General features: G+C 64.5%; 22 protein-coding genes and 1 pseudogene. 8 read left to right on the forward strand and 15 right to left on the reverse strand.

What is annotated here, in order from left to right; genetic code table 11:
• Positions 1–65: 65 nt before the first annotated feature.
• The 3 genes and pseudogenes from BN1313_RS16880 to clpX all read right to left on the reverse strand — a co-directional run bounded on the left by BN1313_RS16880 (position 66) and on the right by clpX (position 1,999).
• The gene (locus tag BN1313_RS16880) at positions 66–227 is read right to left on the reverse strand and encodes a hypothetical protein (protein ID WP_245620157.1); all 162 of its coding nucleotides are present in this window, start codon (positions 225–227) and stop codon (positions 66–68) included.
• Between the two features lie 105 nt (positions 228–332).
• A pseudogene (locus tag BN1313_RS17105) lies at positions 333–623 on the reverse strand (energy transducer TonB); the annotation flags it as partial.
• A 113-nt stretch (positions 624–736) separates the two neighbouring features.
• A complete protein-coding gene (gene clpX / locus BN1313_RS09860; RefSeq protein WP_091739757.1) occupies positions 737–1,999 on the reverse strand; it encodes an ATP-dependent Clp protease ATP-binding subunit ClpX in 1,263 nt (420 codons plus the stop codon).
• 263 nt (positions 2,000–2,262) lie between these two features.
• Here clpX and BN1313_RS09865 point away from each other — a divergent pair, with 263 nt between their 5' ends.
• On the forward strand, positions 2,263–2,907 hold the full coding sequence (locus BN1313_RS09865) for an HAD-IB family hydrolase (RefSeq protein WP_091739760.1): 645 nt from the start codon (positions 2,263–2,265) through the stop codon (positions 2,905–2,907).
• Between the two features lie 21 nt (positions 2,908–2,928).
• Here BN1313_RS09865 and BN1313_RS09870 read toward each other — a convergent pair whose 3' ends face one another.
• The gene (locus tag BN1313_RS09870) at positions 2,929–3,546 is read right to left on the reverse strand and encodes an ATP-dependent Clp protease proteolytic subunit (RefSeq protein ID WP_091739762.1); all 618 of its coding nucleotides are present in this window, start codon (positions 3,544–3,546) and stop codon (positions 2,929–2,931) included.
• Positions 3,547–3,710: 164 nt separating this feature from the next.
• On the opposite strand from BN1313_RS09870, the gene BN1313_RS09875 reads away from it, so the two are divergent.
• Positions 3,711–4,970 carry a glutamate carboxypeptidase gene (locus BN1313_RS09875; RefSeq protein WP_141653112.1) on the forward strand — a complete coding sequence of 420 codons (1,260 nt, stop codon included), beginning with the start codon at positions 3,711–3,713 and terminating at the stop codon, positions 4,968–4,970.
• On the opposite strand, the gene BN1313_RS09880 is transcribed toward BN1313_RS09875, so the two are convergent.
• Complete coding sequence (locus tag BN1313_RS09880) at positions 4,959–5,588, reverse strand: hypothetical protein (RefSeq protein WP_176695957.1); 630 nt, start codon at positions 5,586–5,588, stop codon at positions 4,959–4,961. The genes BN1313_RS09875 and BN1313_RS09880 overlap by 12 nt on opposite strands.
• A gap of 97 nt (positions 5,589–5,685) precedes the next feature.
• Here BN1313_RS09880 and BN1313_RS09885 point away from each other — a divergent pair, with 97 nt between their 5' ends.
• On the forward strand, positions 5,686–5,904 hold the full coding sequence (locus tag BN1313_RS09885) for a hypothetical protein (RefSeq protein WP_091739769.1): 219 nt from the start codon (positions 5,686–5,688) through the stop codon (positions 5,902–5,904).
• Positions 5,905–5,909: 5 nt separating this feature from the next.
• On the opposite strand, the gene BN1313_RS09890 is transcribed toward BN1313_RS09885, so the two are convergent.
• Complete coding sequence (locus tag BN1313_RS09890; RefSeq protein WP_091739772.1) at positions 5,910–6,263, reverse strand: DUF6481 family protein; 354 nt, start codon at positions 6,261–6,263, stop codon at positions 5,910–5,912.
• A 76-nt stretch (positions 6,264–6,339) separates the two neighbouring features.
• Positions 6,340–6,759 carry a nucleoside-diphosphate kinase gene (ndk, locus tag BN1313_RS09895; RefSeq protein ID WP_091739775.1) on the reverse strand — a complete coding sequence of 140 codons (420 nt, stop codon included), beginning with the start codon at positions 6,757–6,759 and terminating at the stop codon, positions 6,340–6,342.
• Between the two features lie 197 nt (positions 6,760–6,956).
• Here ndk and BN1313_RS09900 point away from each other — a divergent pair, with 197 nt between their 5' ends.
• On the forward strand, positions 6,957–8,828 hold the full coding sequence (locus BN1313_RS09900; RefSeq protein WP_091742596.1) for an ABC-F family ATP-binding cassette domain-containing protein: 1,872 nt from the start codon (positions 6,957–6,959) through the stop codon (positions 8,826–8,828).
• 60 nt (positions 8,829–8,888) lie between these two features.
• On the opposite strand, the gene BN1313_RS09905 is transcribed toward BN1313_RS09900, so the two are convergent.
• From BN1313_RS09905 to BN1313_RS09915, 3 genes are all read right to left on the reverse strand, one after another.
• Positions 8,889–9,170, reverse strand: a complete 282-nt coding sequence (locus BN1313_RS09905; protein ID WP_091739777.1) for a hypothetical protein — start codon at positions 9,168–9,170, stop codon at positions 8,889–8,891.
• 69 nt (positions 9,171–9,239) lie between these two features.
• A complete protein-coding gene (locus BN1313_RS09910; RefSeq protein ID WP_091739779.1) occupies positions 9,240–9,740 on the reverse strand; it encodes a DUF192 domain-containing protein in 501 nt (166 codons plus the stop codon).
• Positions 9,741–9,763: 23 nt separating this feature from the next.
• A complete protein-coding gene (locus BN1313_RS09915; RefSeq protein WP_091739782.1) occupies positions 9,764–10,330 on the reverse strand; it encodes a cold-shock protein in 567 nt (188 codons plus the stop codon).
• A gap of 545 nt (positions 10,331–10,875) precedes the next feature.
• Here BN1313_RS09915 and BN1313_RS16555 point away from each other — a divergent pair.
• From BN1313_RS16555 to BN1313_RS09930, 4 genes are all read left to right on the forward strand, one after another.
• Entirely contained in the window at positions 10,876–11,031 is a 156-nt protein-coding gene (locus BN1313_RS16555; RefSeq protein WP_176695958.1) for a hypothetical protein, read from the forward strand.
• Positions 11,024–11,383 carry a hypothetical protein gene (locus tag BN1313_RS09920; protein ID WP_091739785.1) on the forward strand — a complete coding sequence of 120 codons (360 nt, stop codon included), beginning with the start codon at positions 11,024–11,026 and terminating at the stop codon, positions 11,381–11,383. The genes BN1313_RS16555 and BN1313_RS09920 overlap by 8 nt, the downstream gene beginning before the upstream one ends.
• A gap of 31 nt (positions 11,384–11,414) precedes the next feature.
• Positions 11,415–11,681 (forward strand): hypothetical protein, encoded by a 267-nt coding sequence (locus BN1313_RS09925; protein ID WP_091739787.1) that lies wholly within the window; start codon positions 11,415–11,417, stop codon positions 11,679–11,681.
• A gap of 145 nt (positions 11,682–11,826) precedes the next feature.
• On the forward strand, positions 11,827–12,570 hold the full coding sequence (locus BN1313_RS09930; RefSeq protein ID WP_091739791.1) for an ATP-grasp domain-containing protein: 744 nt from the start codon (positions 11,827–11,829) through the stop codon (positions 12,568–12,570).
• Here BN1313_RS09930 and BN1313_RS09935 read toward each other — a convergent pair.
• The 5 genes from BN1313_RS09935 to BN1313_RS09955 form a co-directional block, all read right to left on the reverse strand.
• Positions 12,542–12,829, reverse strand: a complete 288-nt coding sequence (locus BN1313_RS09935) for a hypothetical protein (protein ID WP_091739794.1) — start codon at positions 12,827–12,829, stop codon at positions 12,542–12,544. The two genes, BN1313_RS09930 and BN1313_RS09935, sit on opposite strands and share 29 nt — an antisense overlap.
• Entirely contained in the window at positions 12,829–13,221 is a 393-nt protein-coding gene (locus BN1313_RS09940; RefSeq protein WP_091739797.1) for a hypothetical protein, read from the reverse strand. The genes BN1313_RS09935 and BN1313_RS09940 overlap by 1 nt, the downstream gene beginning before the upstream one ends.
• The gene (locus BN1313_RS09945) at positions 13,218–13,712 is read right to left on the reverse strand and encodes a M15 family metallopeptidase (RefSeq protein WP_091739800.1); all 495 of its coding nucleotides are present in this window, start codon (positions 13,710–13,712) and stop codon (positions 13,218–13,220) included. Before BN1313_RS09945 ends, BN1313_RS09940 begins: the two co-directional genes overlap by 4 nt.
• Positions 13,713–13,736: 24 nt before the next feature.
• Positions 13,737–13,958, reverse strand: a complete 222-nt coding sequence (locus BN1313_RS09950; RefSeq protein ID WP_245620158.1) for a hypothetical protein — start codon at positions 13,956–13,958, stop codon at positions 13,737–13,739.
• 75 nt (positions 13,959–14,033) lie between these two features.
• A complete protein-coding gene (locus BN1313_RS09955; protein ID WP_091739805.1) occupies positions 14,034–16,592 on the reverse strand; it encodes a hypothetical protein in 2,559 nt (852 codons plus the stop codon).
• Positions 16,593–16,653 lie beyond the last annotated feature (61 nt).

Genomic DNA, 16,653 nt, shown 5'->3' on the forward strand with positions numbered 1-16,653 from the left:
CCGCACTGTCGTGGAAAAGTCACCAATGGCACGGCGGGGCGCGCTTGGCCGGGGCGAGTTCTTGCCTAGGCGCCGCCAAAGACAACCGGCACGGCGACGTTCAATCCGCCAGCCGTGCCTGAAGGCAGCGGCAGCGTTCTCACATAGTCCAGAGCTGCGGCGTTGAGGGCCGCTGACGTGGAATCGACGACGGCGCAGGCTTCAAATTCAGGCTTCGGCGTCGACATTGCGACCCGGCAGCGAACCGTGACCCGTCCACTCAGCCCATCCGCGCGAGTGAGACGTGCAACTGGGGTCCGTACAAGGGAGGGCAGGTCCCCGATCTGGAAGCGAATTGGAATAGTCACTGCGCCCCCCTTGGTCGGGTTGCCTCCGTAAAACTCCTGCATCTGGAATAAGCCTGCGAGCTTGAGCGCGGCGTCTCCGAAACCAGCGCCCTCAGGATCCTCAGACAGGACCTTACAGTTGGCGAGCATGCCCTTAGCGGCGACAGCACAACCTACTCTGGCTCGCCCCGCCTGATTCAGCTTCGCTGCGGCCCGCGGGTAAAACCGCTGGACATCATCAGCTGACGGCTTTCTGAGCCAACTTGGCGCAGGGGCAGCCTGCTTCGCGCTTACCACGTCAGGCGCTGACTGCAGCGCCGCCGCCAAGAGGATCGCAATGAGCAAACCGATCTCTCCAAACCGCGTGTTTGCTCAGTGAACCTGAACAGACGACCTGCTCAACGCTGCTCCTACGCAGCGCCGCCCTTGTCGCGGCGTTCGGCGTAAATGATCAGCGGCTGAGCCCGTCCTTCGACGACCTCCTGGTTGACCACCACTTCCTCGACGCCGTCGTAGGTCGGCAACTCGTACATCGTGTCGAGCAGGATGCTCTCCAGGATCGAGCGCAGACCACGGGCGCCCGTCTTGCGCTGGATCGCCTTGCGGGCCACGGCGTTCAGGGCGTCGTCGGTGAAGGTAAGGCCGACGTTCTCCATGTCGAAGAGACGGGCATACTGCTTCACAAAGGCGTTCTTCGGCTCGGTGAGGATCTTCACCAGGGCCTTTTCGTCGAGGTCGTCCAGGGTCGCCAGCACCGGCAGGCGGCCAACGAACTCCGGGATCAGGCCGAAGCGCAGCAGGTCATCCGGTTCCACCTGGCGGAAAATCTGGCCAGTGCGGCGGTCGTCGGGATCGGAAACCTTGGCGCCAAAGCCGATCGAAGTGCCCTGCCCGCGCGCCGAGATGATCTTCTCGAGGCCCGCGAAGGCGCCGCCGCAGATGAACAGGATGTTGGTGGTGTCGACCTGCAGGAACTCCTGTTGGGGATGCTTGCGCCCGCCCTGCGGCGGCACGGAGGCGACGGTGCCCTCCATGATCTTCAGCAAGGCCTGCTGCACGCCCTCGCCCGAGACGTCGCGGGTGATCGAGGGGTTGTCGGACTTGCGGCTGATCTTGTCGACTTCGTCGATATAGACGATGCCGCGCTGGGCGCGCTCGACGTTGTAGTCGGCCGCCTGCAGTAGCTTCAGGATAATGTTCTCGACGTCTTCGCCGACATAGCCGGCTTCGGTCAGGGTTGTCGCGTCAGCCACAGTGAAGGGCACGTCGATAATGCGCGCCAGCGTCTGCGCCAGCAGGGTCTTCCCGGTGCCGGTCGGGCCGATCAGCAGGATATTGGCCTTGCCAAGCTCGACGTCGTTGTTCTTGGCCGCGTGGTTCAGGCGCTTGTAGTGGTTGTGCACCGCGACCGAGAGGACCTTCTTGGCGTGGTCCTGACCGATCACATAGTCATCCAGGACTTCGCGGATCTCCTTTGGAGTCGGCACCCCGTCCTTGGACTTCACGAAGGAGATCTTGTGCTCCTCGCGGATGATATCCATGCACAGCTCGACGCATTCATCGCAGATGAACACGGTCGGTCCCGCGATCAGCTTGCGGACCTCGTGCTGGCTTTTGCCGCAGAACGAGCAGTAGAGAGTGCTCTTAGAGTCTCCGCTGGCGGCCTTAGTCATGGTGTGCTCTCACTCTCTCAGCGGCGGTGGTCAGTAGCCGGAAACCCGGATATCGAACCCCGGTATATCGAACCGTCGTCGCCAGCGGGCGTTCCCGAAGCGCGCAACCTATGCGCTGCGGATTTCCCAAGTCTTGACATTCCCCGATCCGGGCTCGGATCACAAGCTTTCGCTGGCTCCAGCGACATTTGGCGCTTCGCCTGCGCCAATTTTGACGCCGCAAAGTGCGCAACGCCGCACGACCAGATGGGAAACCCGCCCGGATGCCGCAAGACCAGGTCGATCCCGCGGAAGGCGCCGGCGATGGAAGACCCATCGTCGCCTTCGACTTCGACGGGACCATCACAGTCAGCGACAGCTTCACGGCCTTCCTTCGCTGGCGGGCTGGCCCCGCGCGTTACGCCCTGGGCATGACGCGACTCGCCCCTGCGGCGCTAGGCTATGTGGTCAATAAAGACCGTGGCCGGATCAAGGCCCGAGCCACGGCGGAGTTCTTGAAGGGCGCCAGGCGCAGCCAGCTGGAAGCCGAGGCTTCGCGCTTCGCGGCTGAAGTCTCCGGAGCCTTCATTCGGCCCGACGCCGCACTGGCCTGGCGGCGCTGGCGCGAGCAACCGGTGCGCCTGGTGATCGTCACGGCTTCGCCGGGGTTCGTCGTGGCGCCTTTCGCCCGCGGGCTGGGGGCCGATCACCTGATCTCGACAGAGATGGCCTACGACGCTGACGATCGGGCGACTGGGGCCTTCGCCACACCCAACTGCCGGGGCGAAGAAAAGGTGAAGCGGCTGCGCGCCGCCTTCGGGCCTGACGTCGAGATCCGCGCCGCCTACGGCGACACCGACGGTGACCGCGCCATGCTGGCGGTCGCCACCGAAGTCGCCGGCTTCAGGGTGTTCAACGGCCGGCCTTAGACTGACCTGCCGCTCCAGGCCCTAGTCGTCGGTGTCGCGCTTCTCCCAGACGTGATCGACGAGACCCCATGCCTTGGCCTCTTCCGCGCTCATGAAGTGGTCTCGGTCTAGCGTTTCTTCCACGACTTCAATCGGTTGCCCGGTGTGCTTGGCGTAGATCTCGTTCAGGCGGCGCTTGGTCTTGAGGATGTCTTCGGCGTGTCGTTCGATATCGGAGGCCTTGCCCGAGTAGCCGCCCGACGGCTGGTGCACCATGATGCGCGAGTTCGGCAGGGCGATCCGCTGGCCCTTCTCGCCGGCCATCAGCAGGAACGAGCCCATGGAGGCCGCCATGCCGAGGCAGAGCGTAATCACCGGGCTCTTGATGTATTGCATGGTGTCGTAGATCGCGAGGCCAGAGGTCACCACGCCGCCAGGCGAGTTGATGTACATCTGGATCTCTTTCTTGGGGTTCTCAGCCTCAAGGTGCAGCAGCTGGGCGCAGATCAGCGCCGCCATGCCGTCCTCAACCGGACCGGCCAGGAAGATGATCCGGTCCTTCAGCAGGCGCGAGAAGATATCGTAGGCGCGCTCGCCGCGGCTCGTCTGTTCGACAACCATCGGCACCAGGCCGAGCGCGGTGGTCACGGGGTCACGCATTTGGGGATAGCCCTTCCAGAAGTCTCTTGGTCGGGCGAAGCGCGCCCGAACACCTGACTGATATCGCGCGCCGTCAGGGCCTGCGCAAGGGAAGCGCCGCCGATGAGGGCTTGATCCTGCTGCAACCTCGGCCATCCTCGCACCCAACAACGGAGGGCGCCGAAATGACGGGCCGTGGACTCATAGCTTCCAGCTTGGCCTTGGTGCTTGTCGCCAGCGCTGCGATCGCTGCGTCGCCGCCGCGCCGTGACGCCAGGGTGTGGAGCGCCGCCCAACAGGCGCGGACCGGCCAGCTCGCCCTGCTGGAAAAGGCGGTGAACATCGATTCCGGCACAGGCGACGTCGACGGCGGCGCCAAGGTGATCGCGCTCCTGCGCCCCGAACTCGAAGCCCTCGGCATGACGGTTCGCACCGAGAAGGCCGAGGCGGAGGGATTGGCTGACAATGTGGTCGCCACCCTCAAGGGGACGGGCAAGGGCCGCATTCTGATGATCGGCCACCTCGACACCGTCTTCGAGGTCGGCGCTGCGGCGAAGCGGCCCTATCGCACCGATGCGGCCCGCGCCTATGGCCCTGGGGTGGGCGACGAGAAGGGGGGCGTGATCGAGGCGATCTACGCCCTGAAGATTCTCAGGGATCTGGGCTTTACCAACTATGCCCAGATCACCCTGCTGATCGAGAGCAGCGAGGAGCGCGGATCGCCGGGGACGCGTAAGCTGATCGACCAGTTGCTTAAGGACGCCGACGTCGAACTGAATCTTGAGCCGGGCGATCCGCCGGACCTGATCACGGTCTGGCGCAAGGGTTCCGCCACCTACTTCATCGACGTGAAGGGCCGGCCGGCGCACGCCGGCGTCGCGCCGCAGGACGGCCGCAACGCGGCGACCGAACTTCTGCACCAGTTGGAAGGCGCTGAAGGCTTTCCGAAGACCGGCGACCAGTTGACGGTGAACCTGACGATTTTGAACGCCGGCAGCCGCGTTAACATCATCCCGGAGGACGCGTCCGCAGGTCTCAATGCGCGGGGCCGCACCAAGGCCCAGCTGCAAAGCGTCGAGGACAAGCTGAACGAGAACGCCAAGATCACGGCGGTGCCCGACACCAAGGTGACGATTCGCCAGCTGGCCGCCTTCCCACCCTTGGCTGACAACCCCGACACCGCCGCGCTCGCCGAACGCGCCAAGGCGATCTACGCCGGGATCGGCATGACGCTGGGCGCCGGCGGCAACGGCGGGGCCTCGGAATCGGCGCTGGCCTATGAGGCGGGCGTCCCAGCGATCGACGGCCTGGGCCCGGTGGGCGGCAAGTTCCACTCGGAAGAAGAATATATTGAGCTTGGGAGCGTCACGCCACGGCTATACCTGCTGACCAAGCTGATCATGGAGTTGGGTCCGAACCCACCAAAGCCGGCGTCAGTCCGCTAGGGGCGCCGGCAGGCCCGCTGCAAGGCGGCGTTGCGTCTCAGCGGCCTCGGCCCGGTCAGCGAAACGCTGGAACACGCCGGGCAAGAGACTGGCGGCTATTTCGTTGCTGTTCTTCTGCAGCCCATCGGCCATGCGCTGCATCTTGCGCCCGAAGGATTGCGCCGCTGGCGTCGATAACAAGCGCATCGTTTCCCTTGACGGGCGAAACGCGGCCGGCGGCTCACCTGAGGCGACGGCCTTGAACATCGCCAGCACGTCGGGATCGGTCAACAACTGCTGGCCGGCGGCCAGTTCCTCAGACGTCACGTCGCGGACGATCTCAACGGCCATAAGGCGCGCCAGATAAGGCTCGTCCCGCTTCATCTGTTCGCTGAACGCATCGCGGAGCATTGGCTCCCATTCTGGACGAGCGGCGAGCAAAGCGGGGGGAAGGCCGGCCGACATCTGAGAGCCGATCACCTTGTTCATATCCAGTTGCCGTAACATGGTGCGACTAATCTGCTCGGCTACGGCGAGCCTGCCAGAATCCGCCGCCTGCGCCGCAGCGGCCGCGGGTATGGCGAGAGCAATCGCGAAACCGACCGCACGCATGGTCTGCAAAGTAAGCGGGTGCATCAAAAACTCCTCGCGGCGTCGCCATATCACGACCAGGCTTAGCCGTTGGAACGTTCCGCCTTGCTCACGCGCTAAAGCGCGAGCAGGTGGAGGCTATTCGATGATCCGCTACGCCGTAGCCATGAAAGATGGCGACTGGACCGTGTTTGAAGCAGGCGAACCGCTGAGCTCCGGCATAAGCCGATCCGCAGCGATCGAACTAGCCAGAAAACTGACCTTCGACGCGGAAGCTCGCGGAGAAGCCGTGGAGCTTCTCGTCCAGGGATATTACGGCGATGTCTTGAGCCGCCTCAGCGGCGGCGAAGAAGCCGCCCCCTAACCCGGTCAGCTGCGGCGCTGGGCTGACTTGGCTTCGCGCTTGGCGCGCGCTTCGGCCTTGGCGGCCGCCTTGCGCTCCTTGCGCTCTTCGCGCTTGAGGTCGAGTTGGGCCTGTTCGTCGTTCTCGAACGCCAGCCGATCTGCCTCGGCCTTCTGTTCAGCCGCGACACGAGCCGCTTCCTTTTCCGCAGCGCGGGCGGCGCGAACGGCTTCCAGTTCACGAGCCTTACGCTCGGCGCGGGTCTCGAGGACCTCGGCGACGACTGCGGGCTTGGGCTTGAATTTCGCGAGCAGGGCTTTGCGGGCTTCCGCCTGGCTTTCCAGGCGTTCACTGAAGCCGCCGATTTTGTCTGGTCTCATACGTCTCTTTTTTTGAAGTCAGTCGCAGGGTGCGGCCGTCATATGGGAAACCCGACGACGGCCGCCAAGGTTGCGGTCAGCCGACGATGTCGTCGGCGGTGAAGAATTGCGCGATTTCGAGTTCGGCGTTCTCAAGGCTGTCAGAGCCGTGGACCGAGTTCTCGCCGACGCTTTCGGCATAGAGCTTGCGGATCGTGCCGTCGGCGGCGTTGGCCGGGTTGGTGGCGCCCATGACTTCGCGATAGCGGGCCACGGCGTTGTCGCCTTCCAGCACCTGCACGACGACCGGCGCCGACATCATGAACTCCACAAGTTCGCCGAAGAACGGACGCTCCTTGTGGACTTCGTAGAACTTCTCGGCCTGGGCCTGGCTCATCCTAATGCGGCGCTGAGCAACGATGCGCAGGCCCGCGTCTTCGATCACCGTGTTGACCTTGCCGGTCAGGTTCCGACGGGTCGCGTCCGGCTTGATGATCGAGAAGGTGCGTTCGGTCATTGGATATGTCGTCTTCTTCGAAATGATGTGGGGGTCGGCGCTGGCGCGCCAAGCGCGCGCTCTATAGCGGCGCCCGCCCTCCACGCCAAGCCATCCCCGCCGCTTTCGCAGCGCAGCACATGACGCACGGGCTGGCCTCTGATATGGACCGCGCCCTCTCCGATCGCTTTTCGCTCGTTCCCCCGGCTCGCCGCATCATGCTGAAGATCAAGGATCTCGTGTTCGACTCGTGGGGTCGTCGGTTCTTCGACGGCGCCAGCGTAAACCTGCCGAAGGACGCCAAGGTCGGGTTGGTCGGCCGCAACGGCGTCGGCAAATCCACCCTCTTCAAGCTGATCCTGGGCCAACTGGTCCTGGGATCCGGCGAGATCAGCCTCCCTCGGCGCGCGCGTCTTGGGTCGGTGGACCAGGAGCATCCGGCGACGCCGACGCCCCTGCTGGAGACCGTGCTGGCCGCCGATCTGGAGCGCGCCGATCTGTTGGCGCGCCTGGAAACGGCCGAGCCGGAAGATCTCGGCGACATCTACACACGTCTTATCGACATCGACGCCGATCGCGCGCCCTCCCGGGCTGCAGAAATCCTCGCCGGCCTGGGCTTCAGCACTGAGGATCTCACCCGCCCCATGGCTGAGTTCTCCGGGGGCTGGCGCATGCGCGTGGCCCTGGCGGCCGCGCTGTTCGCAGAACCTGACATGCTGCTGCTCGACGAGCCGACCAACTACCTCGACCTGGAAGGCGCCCTGTGGCTTGAGGCGCGGCTACGCAAGTATCCACACTCGGCGATGGTCATCAGCCACGACCGCGAACTGCTGAACAGCTCCGTCGACCACATTCTGCATCTCGCGGACGGCAAATTGGAGCTCTATACCGGCGGCTACGACGACTTCGAGCGGCTGCGCACTGAGAAGATGCGCCTGACCGAGGCCACGCGCATCAAGATCGAGGCGAAGCGCGCCCACATGCAGTCGTTCGTCGACCGATTCGGCGCCAAGGCCTCCAAGGCGACCCAGGCCCAGTCACGCATGAAGATGATCGCCAAGCTGCCGACCACGGAAGCGATGGTCCAGGAACGCGTCGCGCCCTTCACCTTGCCCTCGCCCGAGCGGCCCCTGGCGCCGCCGTTGCTTCGGATCGAGAACGGCACGGTCGGCTACGACGACGCGCCGCCGATCCTGAAGCGCATGAACCTGCGCCTCGACATCGACGACCGCATCGGCCTGCTGGGCGTCAACGGGGCTGGCAAGTCGACCTTCGCCAAGCTGGTGGCCGGCGCGCTGACCCTGCGCGACGGTGATATGCATCGCAGCCCTCGGATGAAGGTTGGCTGGTTCCACCAACATCAGATCGAGGCGATGGACCCCAAGGACACGCCACTCAGCATTATCCGCCGCGCCATGCCGGAAGCGTCCGAGGCCGCGCGCCGTTCGAAGTTGTCCCAGTTCGGCTTCAGCTACGAGAAGGTCGAGACGACCGTCGCCAGCCTGTCCGGCGGCGAGCGCGCGCGTCTTCTGCTGAACATGGTGGCGATGGAAGCACCCCACCTGTTGATCCTCGACGAACCGACGAACCACCTGGACATCGACAGCCGTCGCGCCCTGCTGGATGCGCTCAACGATTATGAGGGCGCGGTCATTCTGATCAGCCACGACCGGTCTCTCACGCAGCTGGTCGCCGACCGCCTGTGGCTGGCGGCCGACGGTGGAATCGAACCCTTCGACGGCGATATGGACGACTACGCCAAACTGGTCCTCGACCGCGCTCGTATCGCCGCCCGCGCGCCCACTCAGGTCCATGCTGAAATCGTCGTTGCGCCGCCAGCGCCCCCGACGCCCGCGGCCCGAGCCAAGGCGCCGACCGGAACCGCCCGGCGACGCGCGGAGGCGGCCGAGACCGCGCTCGCCAAGGCCACCGCAGCGCTCAACGAGGTGGACCTAGCGCTGGCTCGACCGGACGCGTTCGCCAAGGCCGCCGAGCTAGGGAAGAAGCGCCAGGCGGCGCAGGCGGCCCTGGAATCAGCCGAAGCTGAATGGATGGACGCCCAGGAAGCCTACGCCGCGCTGACGTCCTAAATCGAAAAGGCGCGCCGGCTGTTAGCCAGCGCGCCTCTCATTCTGTGAAGCCGGAAGCGATCAGGTGATGTGCTTTGGACTGATAGGATCGCTGCCAGGATAGGTCTCTTCGATGGCTTCATCGAGGAGCGCTTCCTGGCGGTCTTCGCCATCCACCTGCTTCTCGGCCATGTGATCATGCTTTTCGCCGTCTTTCAGAGGCGGCACGCGTCGGGCGGCGGGCGCATCGATGTGGCGATCCTCAGGTTTCGGCTTACCCTCGACCGCCATGTCGGCCGTGGAGCTGCTGGACCCATGGCTGAAAGCCCGCTTTTCCTGGTCTTCGTTGGTCTTGCCGGTCATTCGGAACTCCCTCTCGTGTCAGAGAAGAAACCCACTCATGCGCTCAAGGTTGCGCAGAGGTGGCGCCCGTCAGCGACGATCGAACATTGGGTGTCGCACACGGTCTCCCGGCAGCAGGCCCAACTCTGCGGCGCGACCGCCGCGCAGTTCCAGAACGCCCAGGATGGCGCCGCCGCTGGGGATCAGGCTCTCATCGAGCGGCCGCGCATTGCGGGCGATCGACAGGATGCGACCGTCGGGCCGGATGTAGAGGATGTCGAGCGGGATTAGGGTGTTGCGCATCCAGAACGCCACCGCCTGGGGCTTCCGGAAGTCGAAGAGCATGCCGCGATCCGGGCCGAGGCTCATCCGGCACATCAGGCCGATCTCCCGCTGCCGGCCTGTCGCCGCCAGCTCGACCTTGAAGGCCTTTGCGCCGTGGGGCGTCTCGATCGTGAGCTGCTGGAGAGGCCGGATTTCAGCTTGTCCCGCGACGCACCGGGCCGGCTCAGCCATTGAGGGACCGCCCGCGAACGCCAGCAAAAGCGCGATCGCAGCGCCGGCGGCGCGCAAAGACAGATTCAGACCCATGGGGACTCCAGCAGAGACGAAAGTCAGCCTAGAGGCGACTCGATCTCGGCCACAACAAGACCCTTCGGCCCCGTCGCGAAACGGACCATGACGTCGTCTCCCGGCTGCAGATCCTCCATACCGGCACGCCGCAAAGTCTCGATGTGGATGAAGATGTCTCCCGGCTCGGTGTCGCGGACGACGAAGCCATAGCCCTTGGTCCGGTTGAACCACTTCACCCTCGCGCGTTCTGGCGAACCGCCGACGAGCACGGCCCCGCGACGGGCGGGGCCTGCGGTCCGGTCCATGCCGTCCTCGCGGACCGGGCGCTCCAGCGGCGCGGTGTCAGTATCGTCGAGATCGTGGATCTCAGCCACCTGCCACCCCTTGGCCCGGCGGATCACATCACAGATGACCAGGGCGCCCTCAGCGGCCTCCTCACGCCCCAGCGGCCGCAGGCTGGTCACATGCAGCAAGACGTCTTTCGTGTCAGTCTGATCGGGATCATCGGGCACGATGAAGCCATAGCCTTTGCCGGCATCGAACCATTTCACGCGCCCGGTAATGCGCACCGGCGCAGGCTCTCCTTGCTCAACTTCGTACACAGCCATCGCCCCCCGCGGCCTGCTGCGACATTACACCCAGACGTGGAACTATAACAACGTTCGCAAAACGTGTTTCCCGTCAACGCTTACAATCAGGGCGACGACGCGGCGAACCGTCGCGCGCCGACGATGAATCGGCCAATTTTTGGGAGATCGCGTGGCAGTCCCTAGGGGACGAACGCATCTGAGGAAGATCAAACAGATGCGCTGTCTAACCGCCTTCCAGCGCGCCGAGAAGCCGACTGTGCTAGTGTCTAACCTTTGAGGAGCGTCCGAACATGCCAGGCCTAAGCGACCCGCTCGCCCCCGAGGACTTTCCAGTCGTTGCCAACGGGCAGTACGTTTATCGCCGAACGACAAGCGGCGCTTTCGTCGGCCCAATCTCAATGCAACTGGCTGCGGACATCGCGAAGCGGCTTAACCGCGACGAGGAAATTCGGCTGAAGGCCATCCAGGCGGCGCTCCACGGTGAGCCGCTTCTTGTGCACGGATCGTTCAAGGGCGGTCCAACGGGTTGACTCCGACCGGCCCTGTGTTCTTTTTTCGTTCTCATGACCGCCGACAACGACAACCCTCCCGAACCCATCCCTCCCCGCACGCTCTACGGCTACCTAAGGCCTGGCAGCGATGAGGTGACGTTCTACGAGCGCGAGATGATCGAGCGCAGACGCGAGGCCGTGCCGCTTCCGAAGGCTGACGATGCCTGATCGCCTGACCGCGCCGTGGTCGGTGAAGCCCGACGAGCCGAACTACATCTTCCGGGTCGAGACGGCAGACGGCTTCCCGGTTGTCCACGTCCACCATCAGCGACCTTGGGATCCGAACAAGAACCACTCGGAGGGCCTGACCAGGGAGCAAGCCCGCGCGGTAGCCGTGGGAATCGCGCGCATACCTGACCGTCAGTGGCCGGCGGACGTGAAGGCGGCGCTTCTGGCGTTGCAGGCTGAGGTTCCGGATGCTCCGCGGGACTTCGATTCGTTCGTCCAGATGGTGATGCGCGACGCGCTGATCGCCGCCGGGAAGCTGGCGCCGTATGTCGATGATGGGATGGATCGGTAGACGGGTGCCAAAGCGATGCTAGAATCTCACCATGACCAGCCCTGATGACAAGTGGTTCGATCTGACCTCTGAACACGAAGGCACTCAGGCCTTCATTCAGTGGAAGGGCACCGATGTGTGCATGGACTTCTACTGTGATTGCGGAGCTGAGCCGCACGTTGACGGCTTCTTCGCGTCAAACGTGAAGTGCTTCCAATGCGGCACGATCTGGCAGATGCCGACGATGCTCTTCCCTCGCAAAGTGGAGGAGCCGCAGTCGCCGGTCTACGAAACGACTGCCGAAATGGCTGAGGACTAAATGACGAAAACCCGCCGCCTCCGGTTAGGGAGACGACGGGCTCTGGCCATGGTTCGTAGGTTCGAAGCGGACCCTGAGAATCGCACCTCACGGCGTCAGCGGCAAGCCTTGCTGAGGGGCGGTCAGGTGGTAAGATTCCGGCGAGATGATTGTTCTTCAGAACAACCTTATCGATCGCTTGACCGCGCCCCTCGCCATGTGGGCGCACGCTCACGGCATCGAAGTAATCGACCTCTCTTGGAATGATCGAACCCAGGAAGCGCTAGGCCAGATCGCGCCGGCGCAAAGCGTATTTATCTACGGTTCAACCGCGTTCGTTCGCGCGGCGCGAAACACCGCCCTAGCCAGCTTTGTACATTGGACGCCCGGTGCGTTTGTGGCGGCGCGCTGGGTGGATCGATTCGGCGCAGCTTATGTCGGTGTTGATGGTCGCACCGCTCTAGCCCGTGAAGTGCCCGCACTTCTGCCGGCCGCGATAAGGCCGAATGAGGAGGCGAAAGCATTCAACGGCGGCATCTACGATCAAACTTCATGGGGCGAATTAAGGCTGTCGCCCGACATTGAGTGCTTCGTAATGCCGATCAGTGAAATCTCAGAAGAACACCGCGCGTGGTTCGTTCGCGGTCAGCTGATCACCGCCTCGCGATATCGAAAGGACGGGCGTATGGACGTTGCCCCAAGCGACAACTGCGCCATCGACGCAGCTGTAGCCCTCTCAGCCTGTCTGCCCCTGCCGACGATTGTCATGGACATAGCCCTGACGCCAAGCGGCTGGCGGATGTTGGAGCTGAATTGCGTCAACACAAGCGGGTGGTATGCGGCTGATCCTGGTCTGATCGCCGGCGCCATCCTTGGGCAACCTATCGACAGCCGCGCAAAACTGGCCTGACCTCAGCCAACCACTGATCTCGTAGCAGCCGGCCGGCGGCGAGCAGCTTGATCAGATCATCCGGGCCAGCGGTCGCGCGCAGCGCCGCGTCAGTGTCGGGGAACGTCGGCTCCTGGCGCAGGGTCGTCGGGATGCAGGACCGCGAAACCGGGACCTTGACCTCGACCGTGCGGACGACGGGCTCGGGTGCAGTAGCGCACCCGGCGCCGGCGAAAACCGTCAATATCAGGCAGGATTTGACGAGATTTGACGAGCGCATCACTTCAACTCCTTCAGCACAGCCTCACGCGCGGCCACAGCGCGGGCGCAGGCGTCGGTTCCGCCGGTAGGGGTGGTGAGCAGCCGGTTCGCCCTCGCCTCGACGCTGGCGCGCCCCTTGGAGGCTGCTGAGAGCGCCTTGGCGGCGTCGGCGAGACGTTGGGCGTCCTGTTGCGACTTCTCGGCCAGGGCGGCGTTCTGGGCGGCAATGGAGGCTTCCAGGTCGAGGCGGCTGTCCTTGCAGCGGGACAGGTCGAGTTGGGCGGCTTGAAGCCGTGGGCGCCAGGACGCGGCGGCGTCGGATCGGCCCTTCAGGTAGACCGCGGACACGACGGCCAGTAGGACCAGGGCGCCGGCCAGCGGTCGCCAGTAGCGGACGATGAAGGCGATCATAGCTTGGCCCAACCCGGCGCGAGTTCGAAGTGAGGACTGTCAGTCTCCCCCTTCTCTCGGGGCTTGCCGTCACCGTCCCAGTCGGCTCCCCATCGGATGCCAACCTTCTCGACGACCGCAGCGGCGAGCATGGCCTTCGCCACAGCATCGAACGGTGGCAGGGCTTTCCAGTCGTAGGGCGCCGGCAGCAGATCCACGGCATGGCCATAGCCGTCGCCCTGGACGCGGTGTTTCGTGCTGAGCGGGTTGCGGAGCCACGTCACCTTCGCGGCGGCTGGCTGGGCGTATTTCCCGGCGACGCCGATCGCGACCAACTCTCCCTGTGTCCGACCCTTCCCCCAGTTGATGTAGGCCTGCTCGTCAGAGCGCACGCCCTCGATGACCTTGAAGTCGACGGACGTGAGCGTGATGGCTCGCTCGACGACACGGACAAGGTCCGGGTGAACGCCAGCAAGCCGCGACCGCGAGGCCGCGCCTAGAACGTAGGTCATAGCGATGTCCTTGGGTGGAGCGACCTAGCTGGCCGGGGTCTGCGCCTTGGCGATCTCGACGCCCGCGGCGGCCTTGTTCGTCTTGAAGACCTCGACGGCCTTGCCGATGTAGAGCGCCGCCACCCCGCCGTAGACCGTGCCCATGAAGAAGGCCCCGTCGTTTCCGTCGTTGACCCTGAGGGCGACGATGATGGTCGCGACCGCGGCGGCCGTGGACGTGATGATGATGGAGTAGGGACGCGCCAAGTCGCCGAAGAAGAGACGTGTCAGTGAAGGCGGTGTCGAGGGTGATAAAGGTAGCGCCGGCCATGATCAGGCTCCCTAGCTGGCAGTGCGTTTGAAGAATGGGAGCGCCCAATGCGGGCGCGTTCCGCCAGCGATGGCGTTCGTGTGGATCGCAGCGCTGTCGCGCAAATTACCCCAGGTGCCGGCTCGGCCGGTCGCACCCGCCCCGACCTTGTAGCAGTAAGCGACATCGACAGCCGCGCCAGGGTCGGCAGACAGGGTGATCCGAGCCTTCAGTTCGCCGGGTACAATTGCCACGCTGTTGATCGTCAGCTCGACGCCCGCTTGGTCATAGACCGCGAACCCATAGTTGCCGCCGTCAGGGAGCCACGTGGTGTCCAGCACCAACGGGCCAACGAGGTTGTCGGCGAAGAACTCGATGTCGATGACGGCGCCAGATCGGGTGACAGCCGATGGGCGAAAGCCCTTCCAGGTCCCGCCGCCCTCAAGGACGCGGATCACCTCGCCGATGTGCTCGCCATCCAGGCGATAGCCGGCATTGCGGTTGTGCAGGCCGCCGATTGTGCCTCCATCGGAATAGCCGCACTCATCTTTGAACCAGTATGGGCAGACCGCCACGAACACGTCGGAACGGCTTTCCGCGAGGTCCAACTGACCGCGCGGGATTTCACCGATGGCGACACCGCCGCCGGAGCCAGTGCGGTTGTTGCCCGGTGTCTCCGTTTGACTGACGATGAAGCGCGGCGCGCGAGCCTGCCCGGTGATCGCTGGAATGTCTGTCGCCAGCGACGTGCAGAGCGTGCCCATGGTTGACACCATGTAGGCGGCATTGCGCTGCGTCTGATCGTTAGTGCCCATCTTGAAGAAGAAGTCGCACTCGACTTCCCGACCGTACTTCGCGGCCAGATCCGTAAACTTGGCCAGCCACGCCATGGCGTTCGCGTAGAGTTGGCCGCCTTCCAATTGCTGGCCGGTTGTCGAGCCGGATGCGCCAGAGGAATAGTATGCCCGCGTGATCTTGTATTCGCCGGCGGCGACTTCCTGATCGATCAGGTAGCGCAGCGCGCCCGTTCCCTGCGTCTCACCCGGCGTGGCCTCCTCGTGTGCCGGCACGATGTCGTTCGCTTGCCCGCTGTCGAAAACAAAGGTGCCAGGCGTCGCCCTGATTGCCGGGTACTCCAGCATCAGCGCCTGGTAAGGATAGGGCGGCGTCAAGCTCTCAACAGGGTCGCCCAGAGCCGATCCCGAGCCGCCGGCCTCCTTGCTGTCCCCCAGTGAAATGATGACCTGAATAGGCCCGGTCGCCTCGGCGATGATCGAGCCAGGGTCGTCAACGTCGCGGCGCGTCTGGAAGACCTGAAGGTCGCCATCGACCTCCGCCATGAACCGAACGCCAGTTGAGCCCAGGCGATCGACCATCATCACCCGCTCCAAGCCGAGTGCGAGAGGTACATCGGCCGGCTCGCCCCGACCCAGAACCGTTTCGGGAATGGCCAGGGCGTCGCGGATTACGGCGAGCGTTGCGGGCTCGACCACTTTGGCGTCGAGACGCTGAACTTCGGTGACGCCGCTTCGCAGAAGCCGAAATGCGATCCGCTCGGCCGAGTCCTTTATCCCGAACGCAGTGTCGTACTGCTCAGCGACCGCCTGCACTGGATCGGAAGCAATCAACGCGGCGATCTGCGCCTTAACGCCGGTCACGATCCAATCAATGGACGATTGCGCCGCCGTGAAGACGGCGTGACCCGCACGGTCGAAGCCCAAGGCGACGTAGCCGTTCTTGTCCTTGACGAAGGGAAATATCGCCCATTCCCACGCGGGTAGGCTAAACTTGAGCGAGCGGACCACTGCCTGTCCGGCTTTCGTGATCCCGAAGGCAATCGCCCCGATCGTGTCTCTAATCCCAAAGACGAAGTCCTTGGACTCCATCGCCTTCAGCTTGGACGCCGCAGCGCGCGCCGCGTCTCGGGCGCCCAGGGCGCCAGCTTCGGCCGCCTGAGCGATAGGCACAGCCGCCAGGATCGCGCCGGCGCCAGAGACGACGTTAGCAGCGGCATCGCCCTGGTTGGTCGCGTACAGCGCCGCCGTGTTAGCGGCTTCCGCAGCGTCACCCGCCTCCCCTGCCCGCAGATTGGCGAGGGCGGCGGCTGTGAGGGCCTGCTGAGCCGCGATCGCCGCCCCGCCCGTGTAGCCGGTGACGACCTTGATCTTCACGCCTGCAACGATGCGAGCGCCAGACGATCCGCCGTCAGGAAGCTCGACGCCGCCCCCAAGCTCAGACACGAGCAGCAGCCCGCGCTTCATGGTCAGCTTGGCCGAGTATAGCGTCTCGTAGTTATCCGGGTCGGTCGTTCGCAGCAGATCGACGGCGTAGGAGCCGGGCGCGTAGGCCTCGGTCACGTTGCCCGCGATATCCACCTGCACCACGTTCGTCAGGTGCGTACCGGCCACGGTGTAGACGCGCTCGGCTTCCGGCTGGTGGAAGCCCATGGGCGCCATGACCAGGGCGAAGGTGTCCTCGTCTGCGAACAGGCGCGGGTCAGTCTCCGCAGCGTCGGCGAAGAACGACACCTCGAGCACCCATTGGGAGCCGGTCCGGATTGAAGGCAGCGGTGAGCTATCGACGGCAGACATCAGCCCTCCGGGGTGTTCAGGTCAGCGATGTGCAGGGGTGCGGCTAGGCCGCGGGCCGGGA

Origin of the sequence: Phenylobacterium immobile (ATCC 35973) (assembly GCF_001375595.1) — a bacterium.
In the GTDB taxonomy this organism is placed as follows: Bacteria; Pseudomonadota; Alphaproteobacteria; order Caulobacterales; family Caulobacteraceae; genus Phenylobacterium; species Phenylobacterium immobile.

Coding starts and splice junctions, on each gene's coding strand:
- BN1313_RS16880 (WP_245620157.1), bottom strand. CDS start 227: ATGTCGACGCCGAAGCCTGAATTTGAAGCCTGCGCCGTCGTCGATTCC.
- clpX (WP_091739757.1), bottom strand. CDS start 1,999: ATGACTAAGGCCGCCAGCGGAGACTCTAAGAGCACTCTCTACTGCTCG.
- BN1313_RS09865 (WP_091739760.1), top strand. CDS start 2,263: ATGCCGCAAGACCAGGTCGATCCCGCGGAAGGCGCCGGCGATGGAAGA.
- BN1313_RS09870 (WP_091739762.1), bottom strand. CDS start 3,546: ATGCGTGACCCCGTGACCACCGCGCTCGGCCTGGTGCCGATGGTTGTC.
- BN1313_RS09875 (WP_141653112.1), top strand. CDS start 3,711: ATGACGGGCCGTGGACTCATAGCTTCCAGCTTGGCCTTGGTGCTTGTC.
- BN1313_RS09885 (WP_091739769.1), top strand. CDS start 5,686: ATGATCCGCTACGCCGTAGCCATGAAAGATGGCGACTGGACCGTGTTT.
- BN1313_RS09890 (WP_091739772.1), bottom strand. CDS start 6,263: ATGAGACCAGACAAAATCGGCGGCTTCAGTGAACGCCTGGAAAGCCAG.
- ndk (WP_091739775.1), bottom strand. CDS start 6,759: ATGACCGAACGCACCTTCTCGATCATCAAGCCGGACGCGACCCGTCGG.
- BN1313_RS09900 (WP_091742596.1), top strand. CDS start 6,957: ATGCTGAAGATCAAGGATCTCGTGTTCGACTCGTGGGGTCGTCGGTTC.
- BN1313_RS09905 (WP_091739777.1), bottom strand. CDS start 9,170: ATGACCGGCAAGACCAACGAAGACCAGGAAAAGCGGGCTTTCAGCCAT.
- BN1313_RS09910 (WP_091739779.1), bottom strand. CDS start 9,740: ATGGGTCTGAATCTGTCTTTGCGCGCCGCCGGCGCTGCGATCGCGCTT.
- BN1313_RS09915 (WP_091739782.1), bottom strand. CDS start 10,330: ATGGCTGTGTACGAAGTTGAGCAAGGAGAGCCTGCGCCGGTGCGCATT.
- BN1313_RS16555 (WP_176695958.1), top strand. CDS start 10,876: ATGACCGCCGACAACGACAACCCTCCCGAACCCATCCCTCCCCGCACG.
- BN1313_RS09920 (WP_091739785.1), top strand. CDS start 11,024: ATGCCTGATCGCCTGACCGCGCCGTGGTCGGTGAAGCCCGACGAGCCG.
- BN1313_RS09925 (WP_091739787.1), top strand. CDS start 11,415: ATGACCAGCCCTGATGACAAGTGGTTCGATCTGACCTCTGAACACGAA.
- BN1313_RS09930 (WP_091739791.1), top strand. CDS start 11,827: ATGATTGTTCTTCAGAACAACCTTATCGATCGCTTGACCGCGCCCCTC.
- BN1313_RS09935 (WP_091739794.1), bottom strand. CDS start 12,829: ATGCGCTCGTCAAATCTCGTCAAATCCTGCCTGATATTGACGGTTTTC.
- BN1313_RS09940 (WP_091739797.1), bottom strand. CDS start 13,221: ATGATCGCCTTCATCGTCCGCTACTGGCGACCGCTGGCCGGCGCCCTG.
- BN1313_RS09945 (WP_091739800.1), bottom strand. CDS start 13,712: ATGACCTACGTTCTAGGCGCGGCCTCGCGGTCGCGGCTTGCTGGCGTT.
- BN1313_RS09955 (WP_091739805.1), bottom strand. CDS start 16,592: ATGTCTGCCGTCGATAGCTCACCGCTGCCTTCAATCCGGACCGGCTCC.